This window comes from Vibrio pomeroyi (assembly GCA_041879425.1).
Taxonomy (GTDB): Bacteria; Pseudomonadota; Gammaproteobacteria; order Enterobacterales; family Vibrionaceae; genus Vibrio; species Vibrio pomeroyi_A.
Map to the genome: position 1 here is coordinate 3,269,490 of CP090854.1, position 24,400 is coordinate 3,293,889.

26 protein-coding genes are annotated in these 24,400 nt (G+C 45.9%); 8 read left to right on the top strand and 18 right to left on the bottom strand.

Features of this window, described 5'->3' with window-relative positions; translation table 11 throughout:
• Positions 1-50 precede the first annotated feature (50 nt).
• The 8 genes from fusA to fkpA form a co-directional block, all read right to left on the bottom strand.
• Complete coding sequence (fusA, locus tag L0992_14505; GenBank protein XGB66888.1) at positions 51-2,147, bottom strand: elongation factor G; 2,097 nt, start codon at positions 2,145-2,147, stop codon at positions 51-53.
• A gap of 165 nt (positions 2,148-2,312) precedes the next feature.
• The gene (gene rpsG, locus L0992_14510) at positions 2,313-2,783 is read right to left on the bottom strand and encodes a 30S ribosomal protein S7 (protein XGB66889.1); all 471 of its coding nucleotides are present in this window, start codon (positions 2,781-2,783) and stop codon (positions 2,313-2,315) included.
• Between the two features lie 107 nt (positions 2,784-2,890).
• Positions 2,891-3,265, bottom strand: a complete 375-nt coding sequence (gene rpsL, locus L0992_14515) for a 30S ribosomal protein S12 (protein ID XGB66890.1) — start codon at positions 3,263-3,265, stop codon at positions 2,891-2,893.
• A 182-nt stretch (positions 3,266-3,447) separates the two neighbouring features.
• Positions 3,448-3,723, bottom strand: a complete 276-nt coding sequence (tusB, locus tag L0992_14520; GenBank protein ID XGB66891.1) for a sulfurtransferase complex subunit TusB — start codon at positions 3,721-3,723, stop codon at positions 3,448-3,450.
• 8 nt (positions 3,724-3,731) lie between these two features.
• A complete protein-coding gene (gene tusC, locus L0992_14525; protein XGB66892.1) occupies positions 3,732-4,088 on the bottom strand; it encodes a sulfurtransferase complex subunit TusC in 357 nt (118 codons plus the stop codon).
• The gene (gene tusD / locus L0992_14530) at positions 4,085-4,474 is read right to left on the bottom strand and encodes a sulfurtransferase complex subunit TusD (protein ID XGB66893.1); all 390 of its coding nucleotides are present in this window, start codon (positions 4,472-4,474) and stop codon (positions 4,085-4,087) included. Before tusD ends, tusC begins: the two co-directional genes overlap by 4 nt.
• Entirely contained in the window at positions 4,468-5,193 is a 726-nt protein-coding gene (locus L0992_14535; GenBank protein ID XGB66894.1) for a transcriptional regulator, read from the bottom strand. The genes tusD and L0992_14535 overlap by 7 nt, the downstream gene beginning before the upstream one ends.
• 205 nt (positions 5,194-5,398) lie before the next feature.
• Complete coding sequence (gene fkpA, locus L0992_14540; protein XGB66895.1) at positions 5,399-6,175, bottom strand: FKBP-type peptidyl-prolyl cis-trans isomerase; 777 nt, start codon at positions 6,173-6,175, stop codon at positions 5,399-5,401.
• A 131-nt stretch (positions 6,176-6,306) separates the two neighbouring features.
• On the opposite strand from fkpA, the gene L0992_14545 reads away from it, so the two are divergent.
• Together L0992_14545 and L0992_14550 are read left to right on the top strand one after the other, a co-directional pair.
• Complete coding sequence (locus L0992_14545) at positions 6,307-7,284, top strand: hypothetical protein (GenBank protein XGB68740.1); 978 nt, start codon at positions 6,307-6,309, stop codon at positions 7,282-7,284.
• Between the two features lie 5 nt (positions 7,285-7,289).
• Positions 7,290-7,517 carry a SlyX family protein gene (locus L0992_14550; GenBank protein ID XGB66896.1) on the top strand — a complete coding sequence of 76 codons (228 nt, stop codon included), beginning with the start codon at positions 7,290-7,292 and terminating at the stop codon, positions 7,515-7,517.
• Between the two features lie 166 nt (positions 7,518-7,683).
• On the opposite strand, the gene L0992_14555 is transcribed toward L0992_14550, so the two are convergent.
• The 5 genes from L0992_14555 to kefG form a co-directional block, all read right to left on the bottom strand.
• The gene (locus L0992_14555; protein ID XGB66897.1) at positions 7,684-8,649 is read right to left on the bottom strand and encodes an isoaspartyl peptidase/L-asparaginase; all 966 of its coding nucleotides are present in this window, start codon (positions 8,647-8,649) and stop codon (positions 7,684-7,686) included.
• Positions 8,650-8,885: 236 nt separating this feature from the next.
• Positions 8,886-9,476 carry a peptidylprolyl isomerase gene (slyD, locus tag L0992_14560; protein XGB66898.1) on the bottom strand — a complete coding sequence of 197 codons (591 nt, stop codon included), beginning with the start codon at positions 9,474-9,476 and terminating at the stop codon, positions 8,886-8,888.
• A 94-nt stretch (positions 9,477-9,570) separates the two neighbouring features.
• Positions 9,571-9,771, bottom strand: a complete 201-nt coding sequence (locus L0992_14565) for a YheV family putative metal-binding protein (GenBank protein XGB66899.1) — start codon at positions 9,769-9,771, stop codon at positions 9,571-9,573.
• 138 nt (positions 9,772-9,909) lie between these two features.
• The gene (gene kefB / locus L0992_14570) at positions 9,910-11,706 is read right to left on the bottom strand and encodes a glutathione-regulated potassium-efflux system protein KefB (protein ID XGB66900.1); all 1,797 of its coding nucleotides are present in this window, start codon (positions 11,704-11,706) and stop codon (positions 9,910-9,912) included.
• Positions 11,693-12,277, bottom strand: a complete 585-nt coding sequence (gene kefG / locus L0992_14575; protein XGB66901.1) for a glutathione-regulated potassium-efflux system ancillary protein KefG — start codon at positions 12,275-12,277, stop codon at positions 11,693-11,695. The genes kefB and kefG overlap by 14 nt, the downstream gene beginning before the upstream one ends.
• Positions 12,278-12,450: 173 nt before the next feature.
• Here kefG and L0992_14580 point away from each other — a divergent pair, with 173 nt between their 5' ends.
• The 6 genes from L0992_14580 (at position 12,451) to crp (ending at position 18,287) form a co-directional block, all read left to right on the top strand.
• Positions 12,451-14,373 (top strand): ABC transporter ATP-binding protein, encoded by a 1,923-nt coding sequence (locus tag L0992_14580; GenBank protein ID XGB66902.1) that lies wholly within the window; start codon positions 12,451-12,453, stop codon positions 14,371-14,373.
• Positions 14,370-14,840 carry a TIGR02444 family protein gene (locus L0992_14585; protein ID XGB66903.1) on the top strand — a complete coding sequence of 157 codons (471 nt, stop codon included), beginning with the start codon at positions 14,370-14,372 and terminating at the stop codon, positions 14,838-14,840. Before L0992_14580 ends, L0992_14585 begins: the two co-directional genes overlap by 4 nt.
• 293 nt (positions 14,841-15,133) lie before the next feature.
• A complete protein-coding gene (locus L0992_14590) occupies positions 15,134-16,126 on the top strand; it encodes a hydrolase (GenBank protein ID XGB66904.1) in 993 nt (330 codons plus the stop codon).
• A 129-nt stretch (positions 16,127-16,255) separates the two neighbouring features.
• Positions 16,256-16,468, top strand: a complete 213-nt coding sequence (locus tag L0992_14595) for a YheU family protein (protein XGB66905.1) — start codon at positions 16,256-16,258, stop codon at positions 16,466-16,468.
• 77 nt (positions 16,469-16,545) lie between these two features.
• Positions 16,546-17,415: a phosphoribulokinase gene (locus tag L0992_14600; protein ID XGB66906.1), complete on the top strand. Its 870-nt coding sequence runs from the start codon at positions 16,546-16,548 to the stop codon at positions 17,413-17,415.
• 239 nt (positions 17,416-17,654) lie between these two features.
• Positions 17,655-18,287 carry a cAMP-activated global transcriptional regulator CRP gene (crp, locus tag L0992_14605; GenBank protein XGB66907.1) on the top strand — a complete coding sequence of 211 codons (633 nt, stop codon included), beginning with the start codon at positions 17,655-17,657 and terminating at the stop codon, positions 18,285-18,287.
• Between the two features lie 143 nt (positions 18,288-18,430).
• Here crp and L0992_14610 read toward each other — a convergent pair whose 3' ends face one another.
• From L0992_14610 to L0992_14630, 5 genes are all read right to left on the bottom strand, one after another.
• Positions 18,431-19,222 carry a DUF1338 domain-containing protein gene (locus L0992_14610; protein XGB66908.1) on the bottom strand — a complete coding sequence of 264 codons (792 nt, stop codon included), beginning with the start codon at positions 19,220-19,222 and terminating at the stop codon, positions 18,431-18,433.
• A 214-nt stretch (positions 19,223-19,436) separates the two neighbouring features.
• A complete protein-coding gene (astD, locus tag L0992_14615) occupies positions 19,437-20,894 on the bottom strand; it encodes a succinylglutamate-semialdehyde dehydrogenase (protein ID XGB66909.1) in 1,458 nt (485 codons plus the stop codon).
• Between the two features lie 39 nt (positions 20,895-20,933).
• Positions 20,934-21,953, bottom strand: coding sequence for an arginine N-succinyltransferase (gene astA, locus L0992_14620; protein XGB66910.1), 1,020 nt, complete (start codon positions 21,951-21,953; stop codon positions 20,934-20,936).
• Between the two features lie 107 nt (positions 21,954-22,060).
• Positions 22,061-23,272 (bottom strand): aspartate aminotransferase family protein, encoded by a 1,212-nt coding sequence (locus tag L0992_14625; protein ID XGB66911.1) that lies wholly within the window; start codon positions 23,270-23,272, stop codon positions 22,061-22,063.
• Between the two features lie 464 nt (positions 23,273-23,736).
• Positions 23,737-24,315: an aminodeoxychorismate/anthranilate synthase component II gene (locus L0992_14630; protein XGB66912.1), complete on the bottom strand. Its 579-nt coding sequence runs from the start codon at positions 24,313-24,315 to the stop codon at positions 23,737-23,739.
• Between the last annotated feature and the right edge of the window lie 85 nt (positions 24,316-24,400).

A 24,400-nucleotide genomic window follows, 5' to 3' on the forward strand; every position in this document is an offset into this window, starting at 1 on the left:
TTTGGACGCATTGTTCTTTCAAAAAATGAAAAAAAATGCCTTCCTTTTGTTTAACCACGCTCTGCAATGATTGCTTTTGCAACATTGTTAGGCACTTCAGCGTACTCACTAAACTCCATAGAGTAAGAAGCACGACCTTGTGTCGCAGAACGTAAATCAGTTGCGTAACCGAACATGACAGACAACGGAACTTGTGCACGAATTATCTTCAGGCCAGCTGTCCCCTCGTCCATACCTTCGATGATGCCGCGACGACGGTTAATATCGCCAACAACGTCACCCATCCAGTCTTCTGGAGTAGTTACTTCAACTTTCATCATAGGCTCAAGCAGAACTGGTTGCGCTTCAAGTGCACCTGCTCTGAAAGCCATAGAGGCAGCGATTGTAAACGCCATCTCACTTGAATCTGTTTCATGGTAAGAACCATCATATAGTGTAGCTTTGATATCCAGAACTGGATAGCCAGCAAGTACACCATTGTTCATCTGCTCTTCAACGCCTTTAGCAACTGAAGCGATAAACTCTTTCGGTACGATACCATTGGCAATTTCATCCACGAAGACAAAGCCTTCGCCAACTTCTGATGGTTCTAGTTTCAGCCATACGTGACCGTACTGACCTTTACCACCATGTTCACGGATAAATTTACCTTCCGCTTTCGCAGTACCACGAATAGTCTCACGGTAAGCCACTTGCGGGTTACCAACGTTGCAGTTCACGCTAAATTCGCGCTTCATACGGTCAACGATGATATCTAAGTGTAGTTCACCCATGCCAGAAATCAGAGTCTGGCCAGTTTCCGCATCCATATCAACGCGGAACGATGGGTCTTCCGCTGCTAGTTTACCTAGAGCGATAGTCATTTTATCTTGATCAGCTTGAGAGCTTGGCTCTACAACGATCTGAATAACTGGGTCTGGGAACTCCATGCGCTCAAGAACAATCTTATGGTTCTGGTCACAAAGGGTTTCACCAGTAGTCACATCTTTCAGACCAATAATGGCTGCGATGTCACCTGCTCGTACTTCTTTTACTTCTTCACGCTTGTTTGAGTGCATTTGAACAATGCGACCTAAGCGTTCACGTTGTTTCTTCACAGAGTTGTAAGCTGTTTTACCGCTTTCAACAACACCAGAGTAAACACGGATGAAAGTTAGAGTACCAACAAATGGGTCTGTTGCGATCTTAAATGCTAGCGCTGAGAACGGTTCTTTGTCGTCTGCGTGACGCTCTGCTTCATTCTCATCTTCATCGATACCTTTAATTGCAGGGACATCGACTGGAGAAGGAAGGAAATCAACAACTGCATCTAGAACAGCTTGTACACCTTTGTTTTTGAATGCACTACCACAAGTAGCGAGTACGATTTCATTATTAAGGGTACGAGTACGAAGACCTTGTTTGATTTCAGCTTCTGTTAGTTCACCTTCTTCAAGGTACTTATCCATCAGCTCTTCATTTGCTTCTGCAGCAGCTTCAACAAGTTCTGTACGATATTCTTCAGCCATTTCTTGCATGTCTGCAGGAATATCTTCGTACGTGAAAGTCATGCCTTGGTCAGCTTCGTTCCAGTTAATTGCCTTCATCTTGATAAGATCGACAACGCCTTGGAAATTTTCTTCAGCACCAATGTTCAGTTGAATTGGAACAGGAGTTGCGCCTAGACGGTCCTTGATCTGTTCAACTACGCGCAAGAAGTCTGCGCCGGTACGGTCCATTTTATTAACGAAAACCATACGTGGAACTTGGTACTTATCAGCTTGACGCCACACTGTCTCTGACTGAGGTTCAACACCAGATGAGCCACAGAACACAACAACTGCACCATCAAGTACACGCAGAGAACGTTCAACTTCGATTGTGAAGTCAACGTGTCCAGGAGTGTCGATGATGTTGATACGGTGGTCTGAGTACTGAGCTTCCATACCACGCCAAAACGTAGTGGTTGCTGCTGAAGTGATCGTAATACCGCGCTCTTGCTCTTGCTCCATCCAGTCCATGGTTGCTGCACCATCGTGAACTTCGCCGATTTTGTGAGAAAGACCGGTATAGAACAGAATACGTTCACTTGTGGTTGTTTTACCTGCATCTACGTGAGCAACGATACCGATATTACGGTATTGCTCTATAGGAGTTTTACGAGCCACGGTTGAATCCTCTTATTAGAGACTTAGGGACTATTGCTATGCCTAGATTATGCGTTAAAGCGATGCTTCGCTAAAAATTGCTTGCCCTAGAAATAGCAATAGTTCCTAGCATAAGCATAGGAACTAAAGAAGTGCTGCAAGGAACCTTGCAGCACTAAAAAGGTATTACCAACGGTAATGTGCGAACGCTTTGTTTGCGTCAGCCATGCGGTGAACGTCTTCACGTTTCTTAACCGCAGTACCTTTGTTCTCAGACGCGTCTAGCATTTCAGCAGCTAGGCGTTGAGCCATAGATTTTTCACCACGCTTACGCGCAGCTTCAACTACCCAACGCATAGCAAGAGCGTTACGGCGAACCGGACGAACTTCTACAGGTACTTGGTAAGTTGAACCACCTACACGGCGAGATTTAACTTCTACCGCTGGGCGAACATTTTCAAGAGCTTCTTCAAATACAGCTAAGTGGTCTTTACCAGACTTCTCAGCCATTGCATCTAGTGCAGTGTAAACGATTTTTTCTGCAGTAGATTTCTTTCCGTCAACCATAAGGATGTTAACGAATTTTGCCAGCAATTCAGATTTGAACTTAGGATCTGGAAGGATCTTACGCTGACCTATTACGCGACGACGTGGCATGGATATTCTCCGTTGTCTTCTTCAGGTTTTTTCCAAAACTTTTCAGAATAATAAATAAAATAGTGTTTGGCCTTACTTAACGCTTTCTTTAAAAAAAAGAAAATGCATTAAGACTTAGGACGTTTCACACCGTACTTAGAACGACCTTGTTTACGGTCGTTAACGCCAGCACAGTCAAGTGCGCCGCGAACAGTGTGGTAACGAACACCCGGAAGGTCTTTTACACGACCGCCACGGATTAGTACAACACTGTGCTCTTGTAGGTTGTGGCCTTCACCGCCGATGTACGAAGTTACTTCGAAACCGTTAGTTAGACGTACACGACATACTTTACGTAGTGCCGAGTTAGGTTTTTTAGGTGTAGTAGTGTAAACACGAGTACATACACCACGTTTTTGTGGGCACGCTTCTAGTGCAGGCACGTTGCTTTTAACAACTTGCTTTACACGAGGCTTGCGAACCAACTGGTTAATAGTTGCCATTAACTAGCTCCTGAAATTTACTTGAAAGTAAGCTTTGTGAAAAATCTATCCCTAATCACAAGTCGTAATTAGGGACGCAAAATTCTATTCAGCAGTGGGAGGTGTGTCAAGAAATATACAGATCTTTTTTAGCCGTCTAGAGCTCAGGATGGTCTACTTTTAACCAAACTGATAAAACACAGCTACCAAGTGACTGATTTTTCGCTTAAAACCGTCAGTTTAACGAACCCGTCGAAGTCCACTTGCGGAACGACATCCGAGGCAAGTTCTTGGAGACCTCGAGCAGCAAGATCCGGTTTTAATACCGACACTCGCTCGACTGCACTGATTTGAGTGAATAACTCATGATTTGGAAGGCAAACGTACACTGCATCTTCAACTAGCAAGAACTGATCCTGCGGTTGAGAATAGGTTAATGCGAGTTTAAGTTTGTCGACTGATTTTACGATATGAAGCATAGCGTCCCCTAGAAAGTCAGTATCTGTTGGCACTGGGCTAACTTCTGAGTTAACTCATCGGCTTCAACGGCGGTTGCATCAATCAACAGGTTATCTGTCGAAAGACCAAACTGACTTAGACTGCTCTGACACACATACACCTGTTCGATGTCGTACAGGTCCATAAGCTTGAATGCTGAGATGTAGTCGCGTGATAGGACCTCGTCGGATTGCTGAGCTTTGAGAAGCTGTGTCACACCATCGCCAACAAAGAACACGGCGATGTCTTCACTGTAAGCAGAAGCGGCAAGTAATGCGTCTAACCCTTCTCTACCTGCAGCGGTAGTATGAGGAAAACTATTAAATATAAAGGCTAACTTTCTCAAAACTGTACGACCCTATCTTGCGTGAGTAGCGCTTCCGATAAGCTCCCTAACCCGGCCTGAGTAAAACCTGACGCTAAGTTAGATGCGCTTAGTTGGTGTTGCTCTGCTTCGTCTGAGCTAATCACACCACGTCTTAGCGCGGCGGCTACACACGTTTCCAAGCTAACATCGTGCTCATCCGCGAGCTTTTGCCAAGCAGAAGCTAAATCGAATTCATCGTTAGCAGGTACGGTGAGGTCGGAGCCATTACTGACGCCATCTTGATAGAAGAATACACTGTGAAGTTTGTGGCCCTGTTTAATCAGAGCCACGGCAAACTGGTAAGCACTTCTTGCTGACTGTGAACCGTAGACAGGTCCATTAACTAAGAGTGTATAGCTTAACAACCCTCTTCATCCTCTGTTTTACGTTGGCGGATGTATAGGTACACAGTGTGCTTAGAGATATTCAAGCGCTCAGCAACACGGTTAATCGCGTCTTTAATATCGAAAATACCTTTGTCGTATAGCTCCATCACGATCTGACGGTTCTTAGTATTATTCGATACTGACTTATCAGCATTGATCTCTTCAATGGTGCGCTCAACCGTTTGGTCGACAAGCTCTTCAACGTCGCTTGCGAAGTTAACCGATGATGCGGCTTCGTCTGCGTCTTGCGTAGGCATGAAAGATTGCAGCACTTGTGAGAATGGCGCGTCTAGGTTGACGTTAATACACAGCAGGCCAATCACTCGGTCTTCACCATTGCGGATAGCAACCGTGATCGACTTCATCAACACACCGCCTTTAGCGCGAGTGAAGTATGAGCGTGAGAAGTTACGCTTAGAACCTTCAATATCTTTCAGCATCTTCAATGCAAGATCGGTGATCGGCGAACCAACCTGACGACCTGTATTCTCGCCATTGGCAATTTTAATCGCAGAAGTATTGAGGTCTTCTAATGAGTGCAAAACGATTTCACAAAACGGACCAATAAGACTCGCAATACCGTCAACAACGGCCTCATAAGATCTTAGAATGATTTTATCGTGTTCACTGAATGGCATAACGTGGACTGATTCCATTTCAAGTAACACATCTGCATTGACTGTTTCTGTAGTAGTCACTTATTCCTTACCTTCGTGTGAAAAATCAACAAATTTATGTAAGTTTATCAGAAAATTTTAATTGCACACCTAGCTAACATTGCAACTAGTGATTTAGAACAAGTTTAAAAATCAAATACTCAGCCTCAAATCATAAAAAAAGCCTAACTCAAAGTTAGGCTTTTTATTCAATCAACGCATTTTAGTACGAAGTTTTTAATCGATATTACTGTGCAGGAGCTGCTTCAGCGTTATCGATGTTTAGTAGTTCAACTTCGAATACTAGCGTTGAGTTAGCTGGGATAGTCGGTGTGTCTTGCTCACCGTATGCTAGCTCTGGCGGGATTACGAATTTGTACTTAGAACCAACTTTCATTAGTTGTACGCCTTCAGTCCAACCTGGAATTACGCGGTTAAGCGGGAATGTTGCTGGTTCGCCACGGTCGTAAGAGCTGTCAAACTGAGTACCGTCTGTTAGTGTACCTTTGTAGTGTACTTGAACAGTATCAGTGTCTTTTGGAGAAGCGCCTTCGCCAGCTGTCATTACTTGGTAAAGTAGGCCAGATTCAGTTTGCTCTACGCCTTCAGTCTTCGCGAACTCAGCGCGGAAGTCATCACCTGCTTTCTTAGTTTCCGCTGATTTCTCAGCAGCTTGTGCTTGCATAGTTTCAGCAACACGCTTGTCTAGAGCTTCAAGAGCTGCGCGAGTTTCTTCTTCGTTCAGTGCAGTTTTCTCTGCGAATACGTCTTCGATACCTTGAAGAACCATATCTTTGTCTAGGTTAATGCCTAGCTCGCTTGGCTTATCAATGCTTGTGCTTAGGTAGTTAGCGAAAGATACGCCGATTGCGTATGCCGCTTTGTCGTCTTCTGTTTTAAAGTTTACTGCTTCAACTTTAACTTCTTCAACCTGTGGAGCTTCTGCCTTTGGTTCTTCTTTCTGACAACCAACTGCTAGCATAACCGTTGCGGCAAGCAGTGATACTTTTAAAACTGATTTCATTGAATTCTCCAATTAATGGCCAAGCCATTGGTTATTGTGCACAAATCTAATGATTAGATTGGTGTGAATACGTTAGTTATAACAATATACTAGTCATATGTCTTTCGACACAAACCGGATTATTAGATGTGATGCGAATATTTTTCCACTCATTGCTATGTACAATTGTCATCACCTTGTTAAATGGATGTTTTTTCTTCCAAGATGATGAGCAACGTTGGGAAATTGAACCCAATGGTGCCACCAGCTTTGCCCTTAGCAGAGATGGACGCTTCGCCCTGCTCTACTCTCAGCAAAAACAACTGCTGCTTTGGGACCTTGCCGAAAACAAAGAGTTAGCTCAACTCGGCCCACAAGATCAATTAGAAAACCAAGTATCGCGTATTCGTATCTCGGACAATGGCCGCTTTGCCATTACCGCCAGTCAGATGAACTTCGCCGTTTGGGATCTCTCTTGGACACAAGCTGAAGGGCTATGGTCTATCTCCGATGGCTTAATTCGCGATGTCGATATCTCTAGCAATGGTGAAAAAGTATTGCTTGGCCTGTCTAATGGCAAAGCGATCTATGTGGACTTAGTCACCGGACGCCGTCTTGAGTTCCTTGCTCACCGAGAAAAAGTTAATTCTGTTTCCCTTTCTTCCAATGGTCGCTACGCGTTATCAGGTGGTAACGACTATAAAGCCTACCTGTGGGATACCGAGTCAGGCTTGGTATTACGTACCTTTGAGCATGAACAAAGAGTAGTACGAGTTGCGCTACAGCGCGATGGTGAACTGGCTTTTACCTCTGATGGCGGCAACCAAGCGATGATTTGGGATCTTAAAACTGGTGAACCTCAAGCACAGTTGCAGAGCTGGTCGCGACAGCTGATCTTCTCTAGTGCGCGTTTTTCTGACGATGGCAGTATGTTGGTGACGGGTACACCGTCGAGCCAAGTCAGCGTTTGGAATACTCAAGACGGAAAACGAATTTCTCATCACGATGCTGAGCCACTAAAAGATGCTCGCCCTCCCCGTGCGGTAGTGTATGATGCAGCCTTTGATGATAAGAACCGTGTGATATCGGGCACCTCTGCGGGCATAGCCCAAGCTTGGAATGTGGATTAAGAACGATGACAGAAAAGCGAGTTGAACAACTAGAAAGCCGCGTGAATGACTTAGAATGTCAGCTAGCTTTCCAAGAACAGACCATTGAAGAACTCAATGAAGCGCTTAGCCAGCAACAGATGTTGATCACTAAGATGAAAGACCAAATGAAGTATGTCGTGGGTAAAGTGAAGAACATTGATGGTTCAAACTTGGCCGACGCATCAGAAGAAACGCCACCACCGCACTATTAAGCGCGTTTCAAATCAACTACAGTTCGCTAACGATTGAGTGTGTTAGCTATCGAAATGCTTGTTGATTACGAATAAAAAGAAAGGGCGACAGATATTCTCTGTCGCCCTTTCTTTATGTCTACTATTTAGAACCAAGCCACCAAATTAGAACCAAACCACCAAAGGTTTAGTCATCGGCGTAAATCTTCACTTCGACACGCCCGTCAGTATCAACACTTGCACGATACATCCCTGAACTATTCATGCCGAAGTGGATATCACCTTGGCCATCAATCGCTATCAAGCCACCTTCGCCACCCATGGTTTTCAGCTCACCTTGGATGATGTGTTCACAAGCGGTATGTACATCTTCTTTGAGATAGCGCATTCGTGCTGCCACATCACTGGCAACCATCTTTCTTAAGAAGAACTCGCCCATTCCGGTAGTGGAAACCGCAACGTTACCATTCTCGGCAATGGTACCTGCGCCAATGATAGGTGAATCACCGACACGACCATACTTCTTATTAGTCACACCGCCAGTGCTTGTCGCAGCCGCCAAGTTACCCGATTGGTCTAACGCCACCGCGCCAACCGTGCCGTACTTTTTGTCGTCTGGGTATTTCTCGGCATGCTGCTCGTCGTACTTCGCTTCCGACAAGGCAAAGATACCTTTCTCTTTCATTGATTGAAGCTGGTCGTAGCGACGCTCGGTAAAGAAGTAATCTTGCTCAGTGAAGGTGTACTCATGTTCAAAGGCAAACTTCTCTGCCCCTTCGCCAATCAATAGTACGTGGTCGCTTTTTAACATCACATCACGCGCAAGTTCAATCGGGTTTTTGATATGACGGACACCAGCAATCGCACCCGCATCCATTTCACGGCCGTGCATCACCGATGCATCCATCTCAACAAACTCATCATGAGTCAGAACCGAGCCCTTACCAGCATTAAAATGAGGGCTGTCTTCCATCACCTTAACGGATGCCACTACCGCATCCAGAGCATCACCGCCCGATTGCAGCACTTGATAACCAGCCAGAACCGATTTCTCTAACGCTTCAGTAATACCCGTTTTTAATTCATCGCTCATTTGCTCTCGCAAGATGGTTCCCGCACCACCATGAATGGCAATTGAAAAAGGTTGTGACATGCGAACTCTCCACTGATGTCGTCTTATAATGTTGTGCCTATCAATATCACATCCACGGCTCGATGTCTGATAGCGAAAACCAAACTTTTTGCGAATGCTTAGATTTACGGACACTTAGATTTGCGGGCACTTAGTTCGGTAGATTAAAAGTCAGGCGCAAAAAGCCGCCGCTAATACGAAAAAAGCCTCCACAAGGGAGGCTTTCAAGATTCTTAATCTAAACCGCTAATTCGGTATTAGTGAGAACCACAGCTACCGCCGCCGCAGCAGCCGTCTTTTTTCTCTTCACCGTGGTCGTGGCCTTCGCCACCGCAGCAACCGCCTTCGTGATCATGGTCGTGACCGTGACCGCCACAGCCGCCTTCTTGGTGTACGTGACCGTGTTGAACTTCTTCTTCAGTCGCTTCACGTACCGCTACCACTTCAACGTCAAACGTTAGAGTTTGGCCAGCTAGCATGTGGTTACCGTCAACAACAACTTCGTCGCCATCTACTTCAGTAACTTCTACTGGGATTGGACCTTGGTCAGTATCCGCTAGGAAACGCATGCCAACTTCGATTTGTTCAACACCTTGGAAAACGTCAGCAGGAACACGTTGAACTAGAGCATCGTTGTGCTCGCCGTAAGCGTCTTCTGGAGTAACAGTTGCAGAGAAATTGTCACCAGCAACTTTGCCTTCAAGCTCTTTTTCAAGACCTGTAATTAGGTTGTTGTGACCGTGAAGGTAATCTAGTGGAGCTTCTGCAGTTGATTGGTCAACTACTACGCCATCTTCAAGTTTCACTTGATATGCAACACTAACTACTACGTTCTTTTCAATTTTCATGAGAGCTCCAAGGAGGTTTGGACTAAGCTCGAACAGTTGAGCTTAGGAAAAATTCTGTACCGGGATATTATGGGGATCAATTAACGAAACTCAATCATTCTGGCTTAAAAATACCGATCATTTCTTGATTCGCGTGTTCAGATTTCTCTACAGTTTTCGGTTTACGTTGCTCTGTGAAGTCACAATCGACACATTCCACCAGCTCGATATTATTCTCAATCCACCAGCGAAGCGTGTCTTGAGTGTTGCAGCTTGGGCAGCTCGCCCCTGCGATAAAGCGTTTTTTCTGTTTCACGTTGATATCCTTTACTACTCTGGATTCGCGGTTCTTCCACTCTAGCTTTATTAAAGGCTAAGCAGAGACCGCGTTTATTATTAGATTGGTTCTAAAGACTGTTATTTCTATGCTCAAGCTATTTGCTATTCACTCTAACTACTGCCAATAGTTTCGAGATTGGTGATCATTTTCCATCTCATGTCCAAAGATCTCTTCAAGCTCTTTACGAGCCTCTTTCGCTCTTTGGGCTAACTCGGCATCCTCGTTATGCTGAGGAAGCAACTCTTTCAGCATACCATTATCCAACTTCCTAAAGTGTGCTTCTGCTCGCTTCGCTTTATATGGGTGCATGCCAAGTTCGGTCAATGTCTGACGACCTAAATCGAGAGCCCCAAGGAAGGTTTCACGGGAATAGTTACTCACACCGTGGTTAAGTAATTGATACGCTTCAACACGGCTTCGTGCACGCGCTAAGATCTTTAAGCGTGGGAAGTGCTGCTTACACAAATCGACGGTTTTCATGATTTCATCAGGAGAATCCGTACACAACACGATGGCTTCTGCTTTATCAGCTCCGGCTGCACGTAACAGTTCTAGATGTGTTGAATCACCATAAAATACCTTGTAGCCGAACTTTCTCAGGATGTGTATTTGGCTGGCATCACTTTCGAGGACAGTAATTCGAATCTTGTTGGCATACATCAAACGACCAATGATCTGACCGAAACGACCAAAGCCAGCAATGATTACTCGAGGGCTGCGATCGACAACATCCGAAGACATCGCGTTCTCACTGATTTGATTCAGTTGACGAGCAAAGAATCGGTCTTGCAGCTTGAGCATCAATGGCGTGGTCACCATCGACAGACTCACAACCACCAGTAAGAACGACACTTGTTCGCCACTTAAGATACCCTGAGCACTCGCTGCGGTAAAAATAACGAAAGCAAACTCACCACCTTGGCTGAGAATCATCGCCATTCGGCTACGCGCTTTTGCTTGAGTACCAAAGATTCGAGCCAGCGCATACAGCACTAAACCTTTCAATACGACCAATGCAGAAACGGCAATCAGTATCGCAAATGGGCTTTCAGCCAGTAAACCCAAGTTCACCGCCATCCCCACCGAGATGAAGAACAGACCAAGCAATAATCCTTTGAAGGGGTCAATCGCGATCTCAAGCTCGTGTCGATATTCACTTTCAGCCAGAAGCACGCCCGCCAAGAATGTGCCCAATGCCATCGATAAACCGATCTGCTGCATGATAACGGCAATACCAATTACCAATAACAGCGCTGCGACCGTGAACAATTCACGCACGCCACTCATGACTACGTATCGGAATAGCGGTCTCAATAAGAAGTGACCACCGACAAGCAAACCAATTACTCCGCCTAGCATCCATAACATGTCCGCCCAGCTGCCGCCGGTATTACCCGCAAGCAGAGGCAACATCGCCAGCATAGGGATGACTGCAATATCTTGGAAAAGTAACACTGCAAAGCCAGACTGCCCTGCTTCTTTGCCGCCAAGCTCTCGCTCTTCAATGACACGCAAGGCAATCGCGGTCGAAGATAGGGCTAAACCCATACCGATGACCAAGCTCGTTTGCCAAGTTAAACCGAACATGCAGGCGATGGCAGTAATAATCAGAGTGGTGATCAGCACTTGTGCGCCACCTAATCCGAGAATAGGCGCCCGCATCTGCCACAATTTTTTAGGGTTAAGCTCTAAGCCAATCAGGAAGAGCAGCAGTACCACCCCGAATTCGGAGAAGTGCAGAATCGCCTCGACATCACTGATTAAACCAAGCCCCCATGGGCCAATAGCAACGCCTGCCAGAAGGTAACCCAATACTGAGCCCAAGCCAGCTCGCTGCGCGATAGGAACCGCGACTACAGCAGCTGCTAGAAATATAACACTACTTTGCAAAAAATCATTAGTCAGAGCCATCATTCGCTCCTATCTCTTGTAGCGGGTCTCGCAACCAGTTTCGATACGCTTCAGCGTGTTGGTAACGCGTCATATCCGAGACATTTCGTGCCCAGTGTAAAACCAGAGGTGATATCCAGTTCATCTGACACAAAGCAGCGGTGAGTTCGAAAGGTTGCAAGAGCTCTTGTAATGGATATTTATTATAGCCTGCGGCACCAAACGCCTCTTCTTTACCACCGGTTGTGATAACGCTACGCCAGTGCTTCCCCTTAAGCGCGCTTTGTTCACCGAACGCAAAACCTTTGCCCAACACACGGTCAAACCACTCTTTTAATAATGAGGGACAGGAATACATAAACAGAGGATGTTGAAACACAATCACATCGTACTCGAGCAGTAATTCATGCTCATAAGGCACATCGATGAAGAAGTCTGGGTAGATGGCGTAGAGATCATGAATTTTGACATGACCGAGCGACTCTATCTTTTTAATCATCATCTGATTGGCAATAGAAGTTTGCGGCTCTGGGTGCGCGTAGATGATCAACACCTTTGGCACGACTTTGTCTGTCGAGGGAGTATTACTCATTCCTTTGAAACATTCCTTTGAGGGCTAAACGGTGGCAAGGCCACAAGAATTTAAGCAAAAGTTATTAATATGTTATTGGCATCATAACGCAAATTGCATTGTGATCGACTTTTATCTGGTTTCAGCCTACTATGCAGGCGTCTGTTCACCTCTAATTTCTATGCTATCTCTATATGATTACTTTCTCTGATATTCAATTGCTACGCGGCGGTAAGCCACTCCTTGACCAAGCATCTGCGACTCTTCACCCTGGCGACAAGATCGGTTTGGTTGGTAAAAACGGCTGTGGTAAATCTACGCTGTTCGCCTTAATTAAGGACGAACTGTCTATTGATGCCGGCTCATTCAGCAAACCAGCGCATTGGGAAATGGCTTGGGTTGCTCAAGAAACGCCTGCATTAGAAAGAACAGCAATTGAATACGTGATTGATGGCGACCGTGAATACCGCGGCCTTGAAGATCAACTAGAGAAAGCGGAGCAAGCCGACAACGGCACATTGGTCGCAGAGATCCACGGCAAGATCGAAACCATTGGTGGTTACAGCATCAAGGCACGTGCTGCCGAGTTGTTGGACGGCCTAGGCTTTAGCCAAGAACAAATGACATGGAACCTGACTCAGTTCTCTGGTGGTTGGCGTATGCGTTTGAACCTAGCGCAAGCCCTACTGTGTCGCAGTGACTTATTACTGCTCGATGAGCCGACCAACCACTTAGATTTAGACGCTGTAATGTGGCTAGAGCGTTGGTTACAAACCTACCCGGGCACTCTAGTGCTTATCTCGCACGATAGAGATTTCTTAGATCCTATCGTCAACCGTATCGTCCATGTTGAAAACCAACAGCTTAACGAATACACGGGTAACTACTCGTCGTTTGAAACTCAACGAGCGCAAAAGCTGATCCTGCAACAAGCGATGTTCCAGAAGCAGCAGAAACAAATGGCGCACATGCAGAGCTACATCGACCGTTTCCGCTACAAAGCTTCAAAGGCTCGCCAAGCGCAAAGCCGTATTAAAGCGCTAGAGAAAATGGAGCAAGTACTACCCGCTCAGTTTGATAACCCATTCAACTTTGAGTTCAGAGAGCCAGACGCCCTACCAAACCCAATCATGATGATGGACGAGGTATCAGCAGGCTACGACGACAACCTAATTCTGGAAAAGATTCGCCTAAATCTCGTTCCGGGCAGCCGCATTGGTCTGCTTGGTCGAAATGGTGCAGGTAAATCAACGCTAATCAAACTGCTTTCAGGTGAGCTGAAACAACAAGGCGGTGAACTGAGCTATTCACAAGGCGTTAAGATTGGCTACTTCGCTCAGCACCAACTAGAAACCCTGCACCCAGAAGAAACACCGCTGCAACACATGATGCAGATTGCGCCTAAGCACACCGAGCAACAACTGCGTGATTACCTAGGTAGCTTTGGCTTCCAAGGTGAAAAAGCACTGGATAAAGTGGCACCATTCTCAGGTGGTGAAAAAGCGCGTTTGGTATTGGCATTGCTGGTATGGCAAAAACCTAACCTATTGCTACTCGATGAACCAACCAACCACTTGGATCTCGACATGCGTCAGGCGCTGACTTTTGCATTACAAACGTTTGAAGGCGCAATGGTTATCGTGTCGCACGACCGTTACCTACTGCGTGCAACCACAGATGACCTGTACCTAGTTCACGATCGCCAAGTGGCACCGTTTGATGGTGACCTAAGCGATTACTACAAGTGGCTAACCGAACAACAAAAAGTTGAGCGTAAAGAAGCACAAGCATTGGCACCAGCGAAAGACGGCGCCAACAGTGCAGCAGCGAAAAAAGAGCAGAAGCGTAAAGAAGCCGAGTTCCGTAAACTGACTGCACCACTGCGTAAAAAGTTGACTCAATTTGAAAAGCAGATGGATAAGCTGACGCAGGCTCTTGAAGAAGCCGAGCAAGAATTATCCGACACTTCACTGTATGAAGCTGAAAATAAGGCTAAACTGAATAAAGTACTCGCTCTCCAAGCGAGCAGTAAGTCACAGCTAGAAGAAGTTGAAATGGATTGGATGTCCACTCAAGAAGAGCTTGAGCAGATGGAACAGGATATGGATAGCTTATGAGCCCAGAGCACGCCCCAATATCACTAACACTGGAACGACTATGGCAATTTAGCCTTCAGTATTACAGTGTGCGCGGTGTAAAGGATGCGTGCTTAGCTTTGCAAAACCAGTTCCACGGCAACGTCAATCTACTGCTGCTTCTCAAATGGCTTGATGAGCAGCAACTCTCCTTTGCGGAAGAAGAGTGGCACAAGGTACAACAATGCTTAAGCCGCTCTGAAACCCTACTCCATAGTTATCGAGAGCTACGCAAGCATCTCAAGGCGCACGTTGTTGATTCACTGTACCGTGAAGCCTTACAGTTCGAATTGCAACTTGAGAAACAACAGCAGTCCGATCTCGTCGATTGTATTAACTCCCTACCATTGTACGCCAATCAGCAATCGCCTCTCGCATTTCAATACTGCCGTTTACTAGGGGCAGAAAACCTCTACGACGCATTTTCTGAACCAGCACCTCAGCCCTAACCCGTTTCCTTTCCCTTTTATTCAATCAAGAACCAAGCTTATCTGAGCGGTTCCTATCGATGTTTACAACATAGCGGGTAGATTCTATTGATAGAACACGCCACTCATACAGCAAGCAACAAGACTAACTCCGATATTATTCAATCAGTTACCTATGGCATGTTTTTGTTGCCTGTATCAGTGAAACCCTTGCGCTTATGCCGAGAATCAACCAAGCTCAAATAAAAACGTGGGCGTTCCGCTAAAAGCTCAACACTTTACCAAAGCCCATAAAAGAAGCATGGACTGTTTTTATGACAATATTTACCGCAGCAGCTGGTCTATCTAATCCGCACTTACAAACCTTAGTGCCACGATTTATTAGAAAGCAGGCGTTGTTCAACCCGCAATGGCAAACCTTAGAAACACCCGATGGTGATTTTCTCGATCTTGCTTGGAGCGAATCGCCAGATGGCGACAATCCAAATAGTGACGATATAAAGAACAAGCCGATATTCGTGCTGTTCCACGGTTTGGAAGGCAGCTTTGAGAGCCCTTATGCTAATGGACTAATGAATGCGTTTGCTAAAGATGGTTGGCTGTCGGTGATGATGCACTTTAGAGGCTGTAGCGGAAAACCGAATCGCTTGGCTCGCGCATATCACTCTGGTGAAGTTGAAGACGCTCGCTTCTTCCTCAGGCACCTACACGCTCAATTTCCCAATAACCCAAAGGTGGCGGTTGGCATCTCCTTGGGCGGAAACATGTTGGCGAACTATTTGGCGGAATACGCAGATGATCCACTGCTGTCTGCAGCAACGATAGTCTCTGCCCCTTTTGATTTGGCCTGTTGTTCAAGTCGCATAGAACGAGGCTTCTCGAAGCTCTATAAGAAGTACCTGCTTAATTCACTCAAATCGAATGCCTTGAAAAAGGTGAAGCTGCTGCAGGAGAAACTCGGCATCACAGCTGAATCCATCAAGAAGATAGACAAGCTGTATGAGTTTGATGAACGGATTACTGCACCCCTGCACGGATTCAAAAACGCGCAAGACTATTATGCACAGTGCTCTGCTCTTCCTAAGCTCAATCAGATAAAACTACCAACACAGATCATTCATGCCAAAGACGATCCTTTCATGACCGATGATGTGATTCCAAAATTCGTCCTACCCGATAACATCGATTATCGCCTGTTTCAGAAAGGCGGCCATGTTGGGTTCATCACAGGCAGCACACTCAAACCACGATTCTGGTTAGAAGAAGCCTTACCTGCGTATTATGAAAGTATCCAAGGTTCTGCATAACGACGAAGCCTTGCTAAATATAAACGCGAAACCTTGATAAGATAGCGCAGCCCCAAATTGGGGTTGTATTAAAAACATCACTAGACACACTAATCAACATATCAATGAACATAAAAGAGAGAAGTATTTATGATCATCCCATGGCAAGACATCGCGCCAGAGACACTGGAAAACCTCATCAAAGAATTCGTGCTGCGTGAAGGCACAGACTATGGCGACGTTGAGATCTCACTGCAAAACAAGATTGATCAGGTGAAACATCAATTAGCTTCTGGTGACGTGAGCATCGTGTTTTCCGAACTGCACGAGACCGTTGATATCCAGGTGACAAAACGCTTCTAGGCTGCGCTTAGAAAGGAGCCGTGTTATAGTGGAAAACGATTGCTAACAAGTAAGTTACTCAAACGACAAGGGTTGTCATGTCCGCTAAACATCCAATTATTGCGGTGACGGGTTCATCTGGAGCCGGCACCACCACTACCTCAGAAGCCTTCCGCAAAATGTTCAATATGATGGACGTGAAGGCTGCTTGGGTTGAAGGGGATAGTTTCCACCGATTCACTCGACCAGAAATGGATGTCGAGATCCGCAAGGCGCGCGAGCAAGGTAAGCACATTAGCTACTTTGGTCCACAAGCCAACGACTTTGGTGCATTAGAAGAGTTCTTCCGTCAATACGGGAACGAAGGCACCGGTAAAGTACGTAGTTATCTACACACTTTCGATGAAGCTGTTCCTTATAATCAAATGCCGGGCACCTTCACGCCATGGCAAGATATCCCTGAAAATTCCGATGTGATGTTTTACGAAGGTCTGCACGGCGGTGTGGTTGATGGCGATATTAATGTATCTCAACACGTCGATCTGCTGATTGGCATGGTACCTATCGTAAACCTAGAGTGGATTCAAAAATTCGTTCGTGACACACGCGATCGTGGCCACTCTCGTGAAGCGGTAATGGACTCTATTGTCCGTTCAATGGATGATTACCTTAACTACATTACCCCGCAGTTTTCACGCACACATATCAACTTTCAGCGCGTTCCAACCGTAGATACATCGAACCCACTCAACGCCAAAGGGATTCCAAGTTTAGACGAAAGCTTCGTAGTTATACGTTTGCGTGGTATCAAAAACGTCGATTTCCCTTACCTTTTGGCAATGATTGACGGCTCATTTATGTCTCGTCATAACACGCTAGTGGTGCCAGGGGGCAAGATGAGTTTTGCTATGGAGCTCATTGTAAGGCCAATCCTACAACAACTCATCGAAACCGGAAAAATAGGTTAACAAAACGACGTTCTGGTTGATTACTTTTCATACCGTGATCATGTGCACAATTTTGCGTAAAAAATCGTAGCTTGGTCACGATTAAAATCAAGAAATAGTACCTGAAAAAGGATACTATTCTTAAACGAAACACAAGATAGCTTGCAGCGCTCAACGAGTGCTCTTATCCTACAAGTCAATCCAGGCTTAGCTAAAATACGGAAAGCGGCAAGCATACCCTGCAGAGGAAGTGAGATATTATGGTTCTAGGTAAACCTCAAACCGATCCAACATTAGAGTGGTTCCTTTCACACTGTCATATTCATAAGTACCCTTCAAAAAGTACTTTGATTCATGCTGGTGAAAAGGCAGAAACCTTGTACTACATCGTTAAAGGTTCTGTGGCAGTTCTTATCAAAGACGAAGAAGGTAAGGAAATGATTCTTTCTTACCTAAACCAAGGCGACTTCATCGGTGAGCTAGGCTTGTTCGAAGAAGACCAAGAGCGTACTGCTTGGGTTCGTGCTAAATCTCCTTGTGAAGTAGCTGAAATTTCTTTCAAGAAATTCCGTCAACTTATCCAAGTGAACCCAGACATCCTGATGCGCCTTTCAGCGCAAATGGCGAGCCGCCTACAAGTAACTAGCCAAAAGGTTGGTGACTTAGCGTTCCTTGACGTAACAGGTCGTATCGCTCAAACGCTACTAAACCTAGCAAAACAGCCAGATGCAATGACTCACCCTGACGGCATGCAAATCAAGATCACTCGTCAAGAGATTGGCCAGATCGTTGGTTGTTCTCGTGAGACAGTAGGTCGTATCTTGAAGATGCTAGAAGAGCAGAACCTAATTTCTGCACACGGTAAAACTATCGTGGTATACGGCACTCGTTAATCTCGATTAACTGAGCCAAAAATTTGAAAGCCACCAAATGCAAATTTGGTGGCTTTTTTATTATCTGTTTATCATGCATCTAGACCAGAATGAGTAAAGGCATGACATTAACGCCGAGTCAGTAAAACTCAGCCGTTAACAGTTTAACCATTGGTGCTTTCGAAGATCTTGTCCGCCGATGCTGCAACAAAACCAGTATAAAGCTCTCCATTCGCCATCGCATAACGCTTAGCAAACTCGTAGAAGCCTCCAGGAATCATCTCATTGCCTTCAACAAATGAAACTGGGACTTTGTCTGCCATTGTTGATGACTGCTCTAATAAGACCTCTGGAGAGCCTTTAACCTCACCACCAGATGCATTGATAGTGAAACCAGATTCGCTCAGATAGTCATTCACTGCCTGTACTTCATCAAAGGCATTGAGTTGGTTTACGCTCACCGTAAAGTGGTTTGCGCCGTAACCATGAGCCGCCAACCAAGACGCGTATTCACTCTCTTTTGCAAGCACTTGGAAATCCGCGAAACTTAAATCCCAAAGGCGTCCGCCAAACAGGAATTCATGACCTTGCAGCTTGCTTGCATCGACTTGCTCAACCAACTTAGCAACGATCTGTTGTAACTCACCTGAGCACTCTTCTACCTTCAATTCACTAATGAACACTTTCGGCTGTTTTGGGTCTGGGTGCTCGTAATGCTTCGCGACTAGCTTCTTGCTTTCAAACAGGTAATCACCACACGCTTTGTAACCCAGCTCAAGGAAAGGCTTAGCCAATGTTTCAATACCCAGCGGGTCAACATTAAAAGTACGTAGCGCAATGTGATCGTTAATCAGCGCTTCATCTTCTTTCAGCAAGTGGTGTACTTTCTCAGCCGATGGACAAAGCCTATGAATGTAATCATCCCATAGTGATTTAAAGAGTAGATCGGGCGTCATGGTGACTCCTTGTCAGAGGTTCTAGCAAGCTAGTAATTTGGATTAGAAAGGGAGAGGCTGGACATAGAGTCAGCAGCCATCAGCCTGTGACATACTTGTTCTATTATTATCTACCGCCCAATCTTGATGCTGAGCTTGGTTAAAATAAGGAAGCGATACGCCGCTTCCTTATCTCATAACTAATGAATGAGCCTTAGCTCAATATCAATCTAAACTACAGCTCGATACCCGGGCTAAATGTCGCTGGCAGTTGAGTTTCACCACCTTCCATTGAAGCCATTGGGTAAGCACAGTAGTCCGCCGCATAGTAAGCACTTGGACGTAGGTTGCCAGAAGCACCCGGGCCACCAAATGGTGCATCACCACTTGCGCCTGTGAGTTGGCGGTTACGGTTAACAATACCCGCGCGGATATGGTCAACGAAGTATTCCCACTCAGAATCGTCTGTCGATACTAAACCAGCAGACAAACCAAAGCGTGTGTCGTTAGCTAATTCAACCGCTTGCTCAAGTGACTGGTAACGAACCACTTGTAGCAATGGACCGAAGTACTCTTCATCTGGTAGTTCAACAATGTTAGTTGCATCGATAATACCCGGAGAAACAAACGCCGCTTCACCCGCTTTTGCTTCGACTAGGCTTACACCGCCTAACGATTGCAGATTTGCTTGTGCGTCTAAAATAAACTTAGCAGCGGCTTCTGAGATCTGTGGGCCCATGAAAGGTGCTGGTTCAGCGAAAGGCTGATCAACACGAATCTTTTGCGTAGCCGCTACCAGCTTATCGATCAGTAGGTCACCCTTCTCGCCAACAGGAACATACAGGCGACGAGCACATGTACAACGTTGACCAGCACTGATGAACGCCGATTGGATAATGGTGTATACCGTTGCGTCCGCATCACCGTATTGGTCACTGATCACCATAGGGTTATTGCCGCCCATTTCTAGTGCCAGCATCTTGCCCGGTTGACCCGCGAATTGACGATGCAGGATATGACCCGTATTCGCACTACCCGTGAATAACACGCCATCAAGACCTTTAGCATCAGCCAGTGCGATACCTGTCTCTTTAGCGCCTTGCATTAGGTTGATCACGCCAGCAGGAAGACCCGCTTCTTGCCATAGCTTCATTGCGAACTCACCCGTCCAAGGTGTCTGTTCTGAAGGTTTGAATACCACAGTATTACCCGATAGCAGAGCTGGAACAATATGACCGTTAGGTAGGTGACCTGGGAAGTTGTAAGGACCAAATACCGCCATCACGCCCAATGGACGATGACGAAGTACAATCTGGTTGCCAGCTGCTTCACGTGAAGCTTCACCGGTACGCTCATGGTAAGCACGAATGGAAATAGCAATCTTACCCGCCATCGCTCCCGCTTCAGTACGAGTTTCCCAGATCGGTTTACCCGTCTCTTTTGCGATGATTTGCGCAATTTCTTCGCTGTTCTCTTTTACCTTCTCAGCAAAGTTCAACACGATCGCTTCACGCTCTGCAAAGCTCAGTTTTTTCCAAACCAAGAAGGCTTCACGAGCTGCTGCCACTGCAGATTCAACCTGTGCTGGCGTTGCGCTATCACCCTGCCACACTACTTCATTATTGTATGGGCTTACTGATGTCATGGCGTCACCTTGACCTGCCACCCACTGTCCTGCTATCCACTGAGTCATACTTCTATCCTTAAAATCTTCGACAGATAATCGCTGCTCTTACTGAGCCAACATGCGAACGAATTCGCCTTCTTTTACTTCAAGAGCGCTTGCTACTTCAGATGATAAAATCACTGTGTCGCTTGCTTGGTCATACGCGCCTTTCGCGGCTACTGCGCGGAAGTTCTCAAATGATGTATTCCCAATTAGGAAGTCTTTAGAGCTTGAGTGCTCTGCAATTTTCACCTGAGCTCTAATCGCATGACGCACAGATTCGATGTTTCTTAAATCACACTCAACCGTTGGGCCCGCATCAAAGATATCGACATAGCCACGGTTGGTGAAACCTTCACGTTCCAACAACTTAAGTGCAGGGCGCGTATTGTCATGAACCTCTCCGATCACCGCCTGAGCTTCTTTGCTCAGTAGGTTCACATAGATAGGTAGCTTCGGCATAAGATCAGCAATGAAGCCTTTCTTACCAATACCGGTTAGATAATCAGCAAGTGTGAAATCAATCGAGAAGAAGTGTTCTTGCAGCCATTGCCAGAAAGGAGAATTACCTTCGGCATCCGATACCCCCCGCATCTCAGCAAAAATTGTTTTCGAGAAACGCTCTGGGTGTTCAGCCATCAGTAGGAATCGGCACTTCGACATCAAACGACCGTTCAAACCACCACGGAAGTCAGGGCGCAAGAATAACGTGCAAATTTCACTGCATCCGGTGTAGTTATTACCAAAAGTCAGTAGCTTAACCACGTTATTAACGCCAAGCTTTTGCGATGAATGAACCACCTTGCTGATGTGATAAGAGTAAAACGGTACATCCCAGCCAATCGAGGCTTCGATACCCGTGGTACCTGCAACTTCACCCGTTTCGGTATCAAAGCCAACCATTAGGTAGCCTTCATCACCGGGTTCAGTCACGTCTGGTTTGGCAAAGCTGTATTCAGAGTGAGTAATACGGTTAGTTAACAGTTCTTCGTTAACAGGAAGAGATGTGAATCCGTGACCAGATTCAACCGCGCAAGTATGCAGCGCATCGTAATCAGATAATTTTATTGGGCGAACAACTAGCATCAATATTCCCTCCAGATGCAAAATAGGCCCAAAACCAGAAGCTTGGGCCTTTAGCAGAACGTCATGGGATCGCTCTATTGGCGATCATTCCTATGACGCCGCTCAGGCTAAACTAGCGTAGCGATTGCTTTGTCTAGTTTTGATAGGCCTTCTTCAATTTCTTGTGTAGTAATGACCAGTGATGGCGTGAAACGAACCACGTTTGCACCAGCAACCAGTACCATCAAGCCTTGTTCGCCTGCTGCTACTAATACGTCACGTGCACGGCCTTGCCACTCTTCGTTAAGCGCAGCACCTAGTAGTAGGCCTTTGCCACGAACTTCACTGAAGATTTGGTACTTGTCGTTAATCTTAGCAAGACCATCACGGAACAATGCTTCGCGCTCTTTCACGCCAGCTAATGTTTCAGGTTGGCTAACCACATCAACAACCGCTTCTGCAACAGCACACGCCAGTGGGTTACCACCGTAAGTAGAGCCATGCGTACCGACTTTTAGATGTGTCGCTAATTCAGTCGTCGTGAGCATTGCACCAATAGGAAAACCACCACCCAGTGATTTAGCAGTGCTCAAGATGTCTGGTGTTACACCTAGACCTTGGTAAGCATAAAAGTTACCAGTACGGCCGTTACCGGTTTGTACTTCATCAAAGATAAGTAGTGCATTGTGTTTGTCACACAGTTCACGAACTGTGTTCACGAATTCAGAGGTTGGTGAGATGATACCGCCCTCGCCTTGCAGAGGTTCCATCATGATTGCACAAGTGCGATCAGAGATGTGCGCTTCTAGTGCTGCAATATCATTGTAAGGAAGGTGAGTCACATCGCCCGGTTTAGGACCGAAACCATCAGAGTAAGCTTCTTGACCACCAACCGTTACGGTAAAGAAAGTACGACCGTGGAAACCTTGTTTGAATGCAATGATTTCAGATTTCTCAGGACCGTGAACATCCGCCGCCCAACGACGAGCTAGCTTTAGAGCTGCTTCGTTCGCTTCCGCGCCAGAGTTTGCAAAGAATACTTTTTCTGCAAAACATACGTCTGTTAGCTTTTTCGCTAGACGCAGTGCAGGTTCGTTGGTCATCACGTTACTTAGGTGCCAAATCTTGTTTGCTTGCTCAGTAACTGCTTTAACCATTGCCGGGTGACAGTGACCCAAACAGCTCACAGCGATACCACCAGCAAAGTCGATATACTCTCGGCCTTGTTGGTCCCAAACGCGTGCGCCTTCCCCTTTTACCGGGATCATTTCCATTGGGTTATAACAAGGCACCATCACCTCATTAAACAGACTACGTTCTACTTTATTTTCCACTGTCATCGTACATTCCTTCTCGATACCGCAAGCTTCGCAAATAAGCGTAATGGTTCATAAGTGAGACAAAGATATTTTGTCTCGCCATAATCCCGCTGCAGCATTATATTTACATTTAATTAACCTTTTCAATAGTAGATTATTCTTTAGCCATCCCTAACAACCAGCTAAACGTCACTACCTATGACTATTTATGCATCAATTAATCTGTTTTATGAAGCTTTTTTTACCTAAACGTATAACCAGCAATAGCAAAGCCTTACTGGCACAGTGGTATATAGGGTTCGAGAGGAAATAAGGCGAATAATTTTGCATAGGCTAAAAACTTAGCGAAGCGAGAGAGAAATGTTATAAAAAGTGATCGGCGTCAGAGGGAGAGAGGCGCGTAAAGCCCGAATTTAAACGCTTAACGAATGGGCTGACAGGTTTAACTGGCTTATTTAGGCGAAGAAAGGGTCAAACTTAAACACTTAGCGTGCTAGGAAGTTAGCGAGAAGCTGGTGTCCTTGCTCTGTTTTAATCGATTCAGGGTGAAATTGCACCGCATCAATTGGCAAGGTTTTGTGTTGATAACCCATGATTTCATCCATGCTGCCATCTTCAAATTCCGTCCAAGACGTCAGTTCAAAGCAGTCTGGTAGCGTGCCATTTTTCACCACGAGTGAGTGGTAACGCGTCACGGTCAACGGGTTATTCAATCCTTGAAAAACACTCTTGCCATTGTGGCGTATAGGAGAAGTTTTACCGTGCATTACTTGTCTGGCTCTCACCACTTCACCACCAAACACTTGAGCAATGGCTTGATGACCAAGACACACACCTAAGATCGGCAGCTTGCCAACGAAGTGTTCTATAACTTGCAGAGAGATTCCCGCATCATCCGGTGTACAAGGACCCGGCGAGATAACAAGGTGACTAGGATTCAGCGCTTCGATACCTGCGATATCAATCTCATCGTTGCGTACAACTTTTACAGTTACCCCTAACTCACAGAAATACTGATATAAGTTATAGGTAAAGGAGTCGTAGTTATCGATGATAAGTAACATGGGTCGAAATCGTTTACTAAATACTAAAGGATTGGGAGATATAGGGGCGGTATTGTGCAATACCCATAGCGAAAGGCAAGTGGAA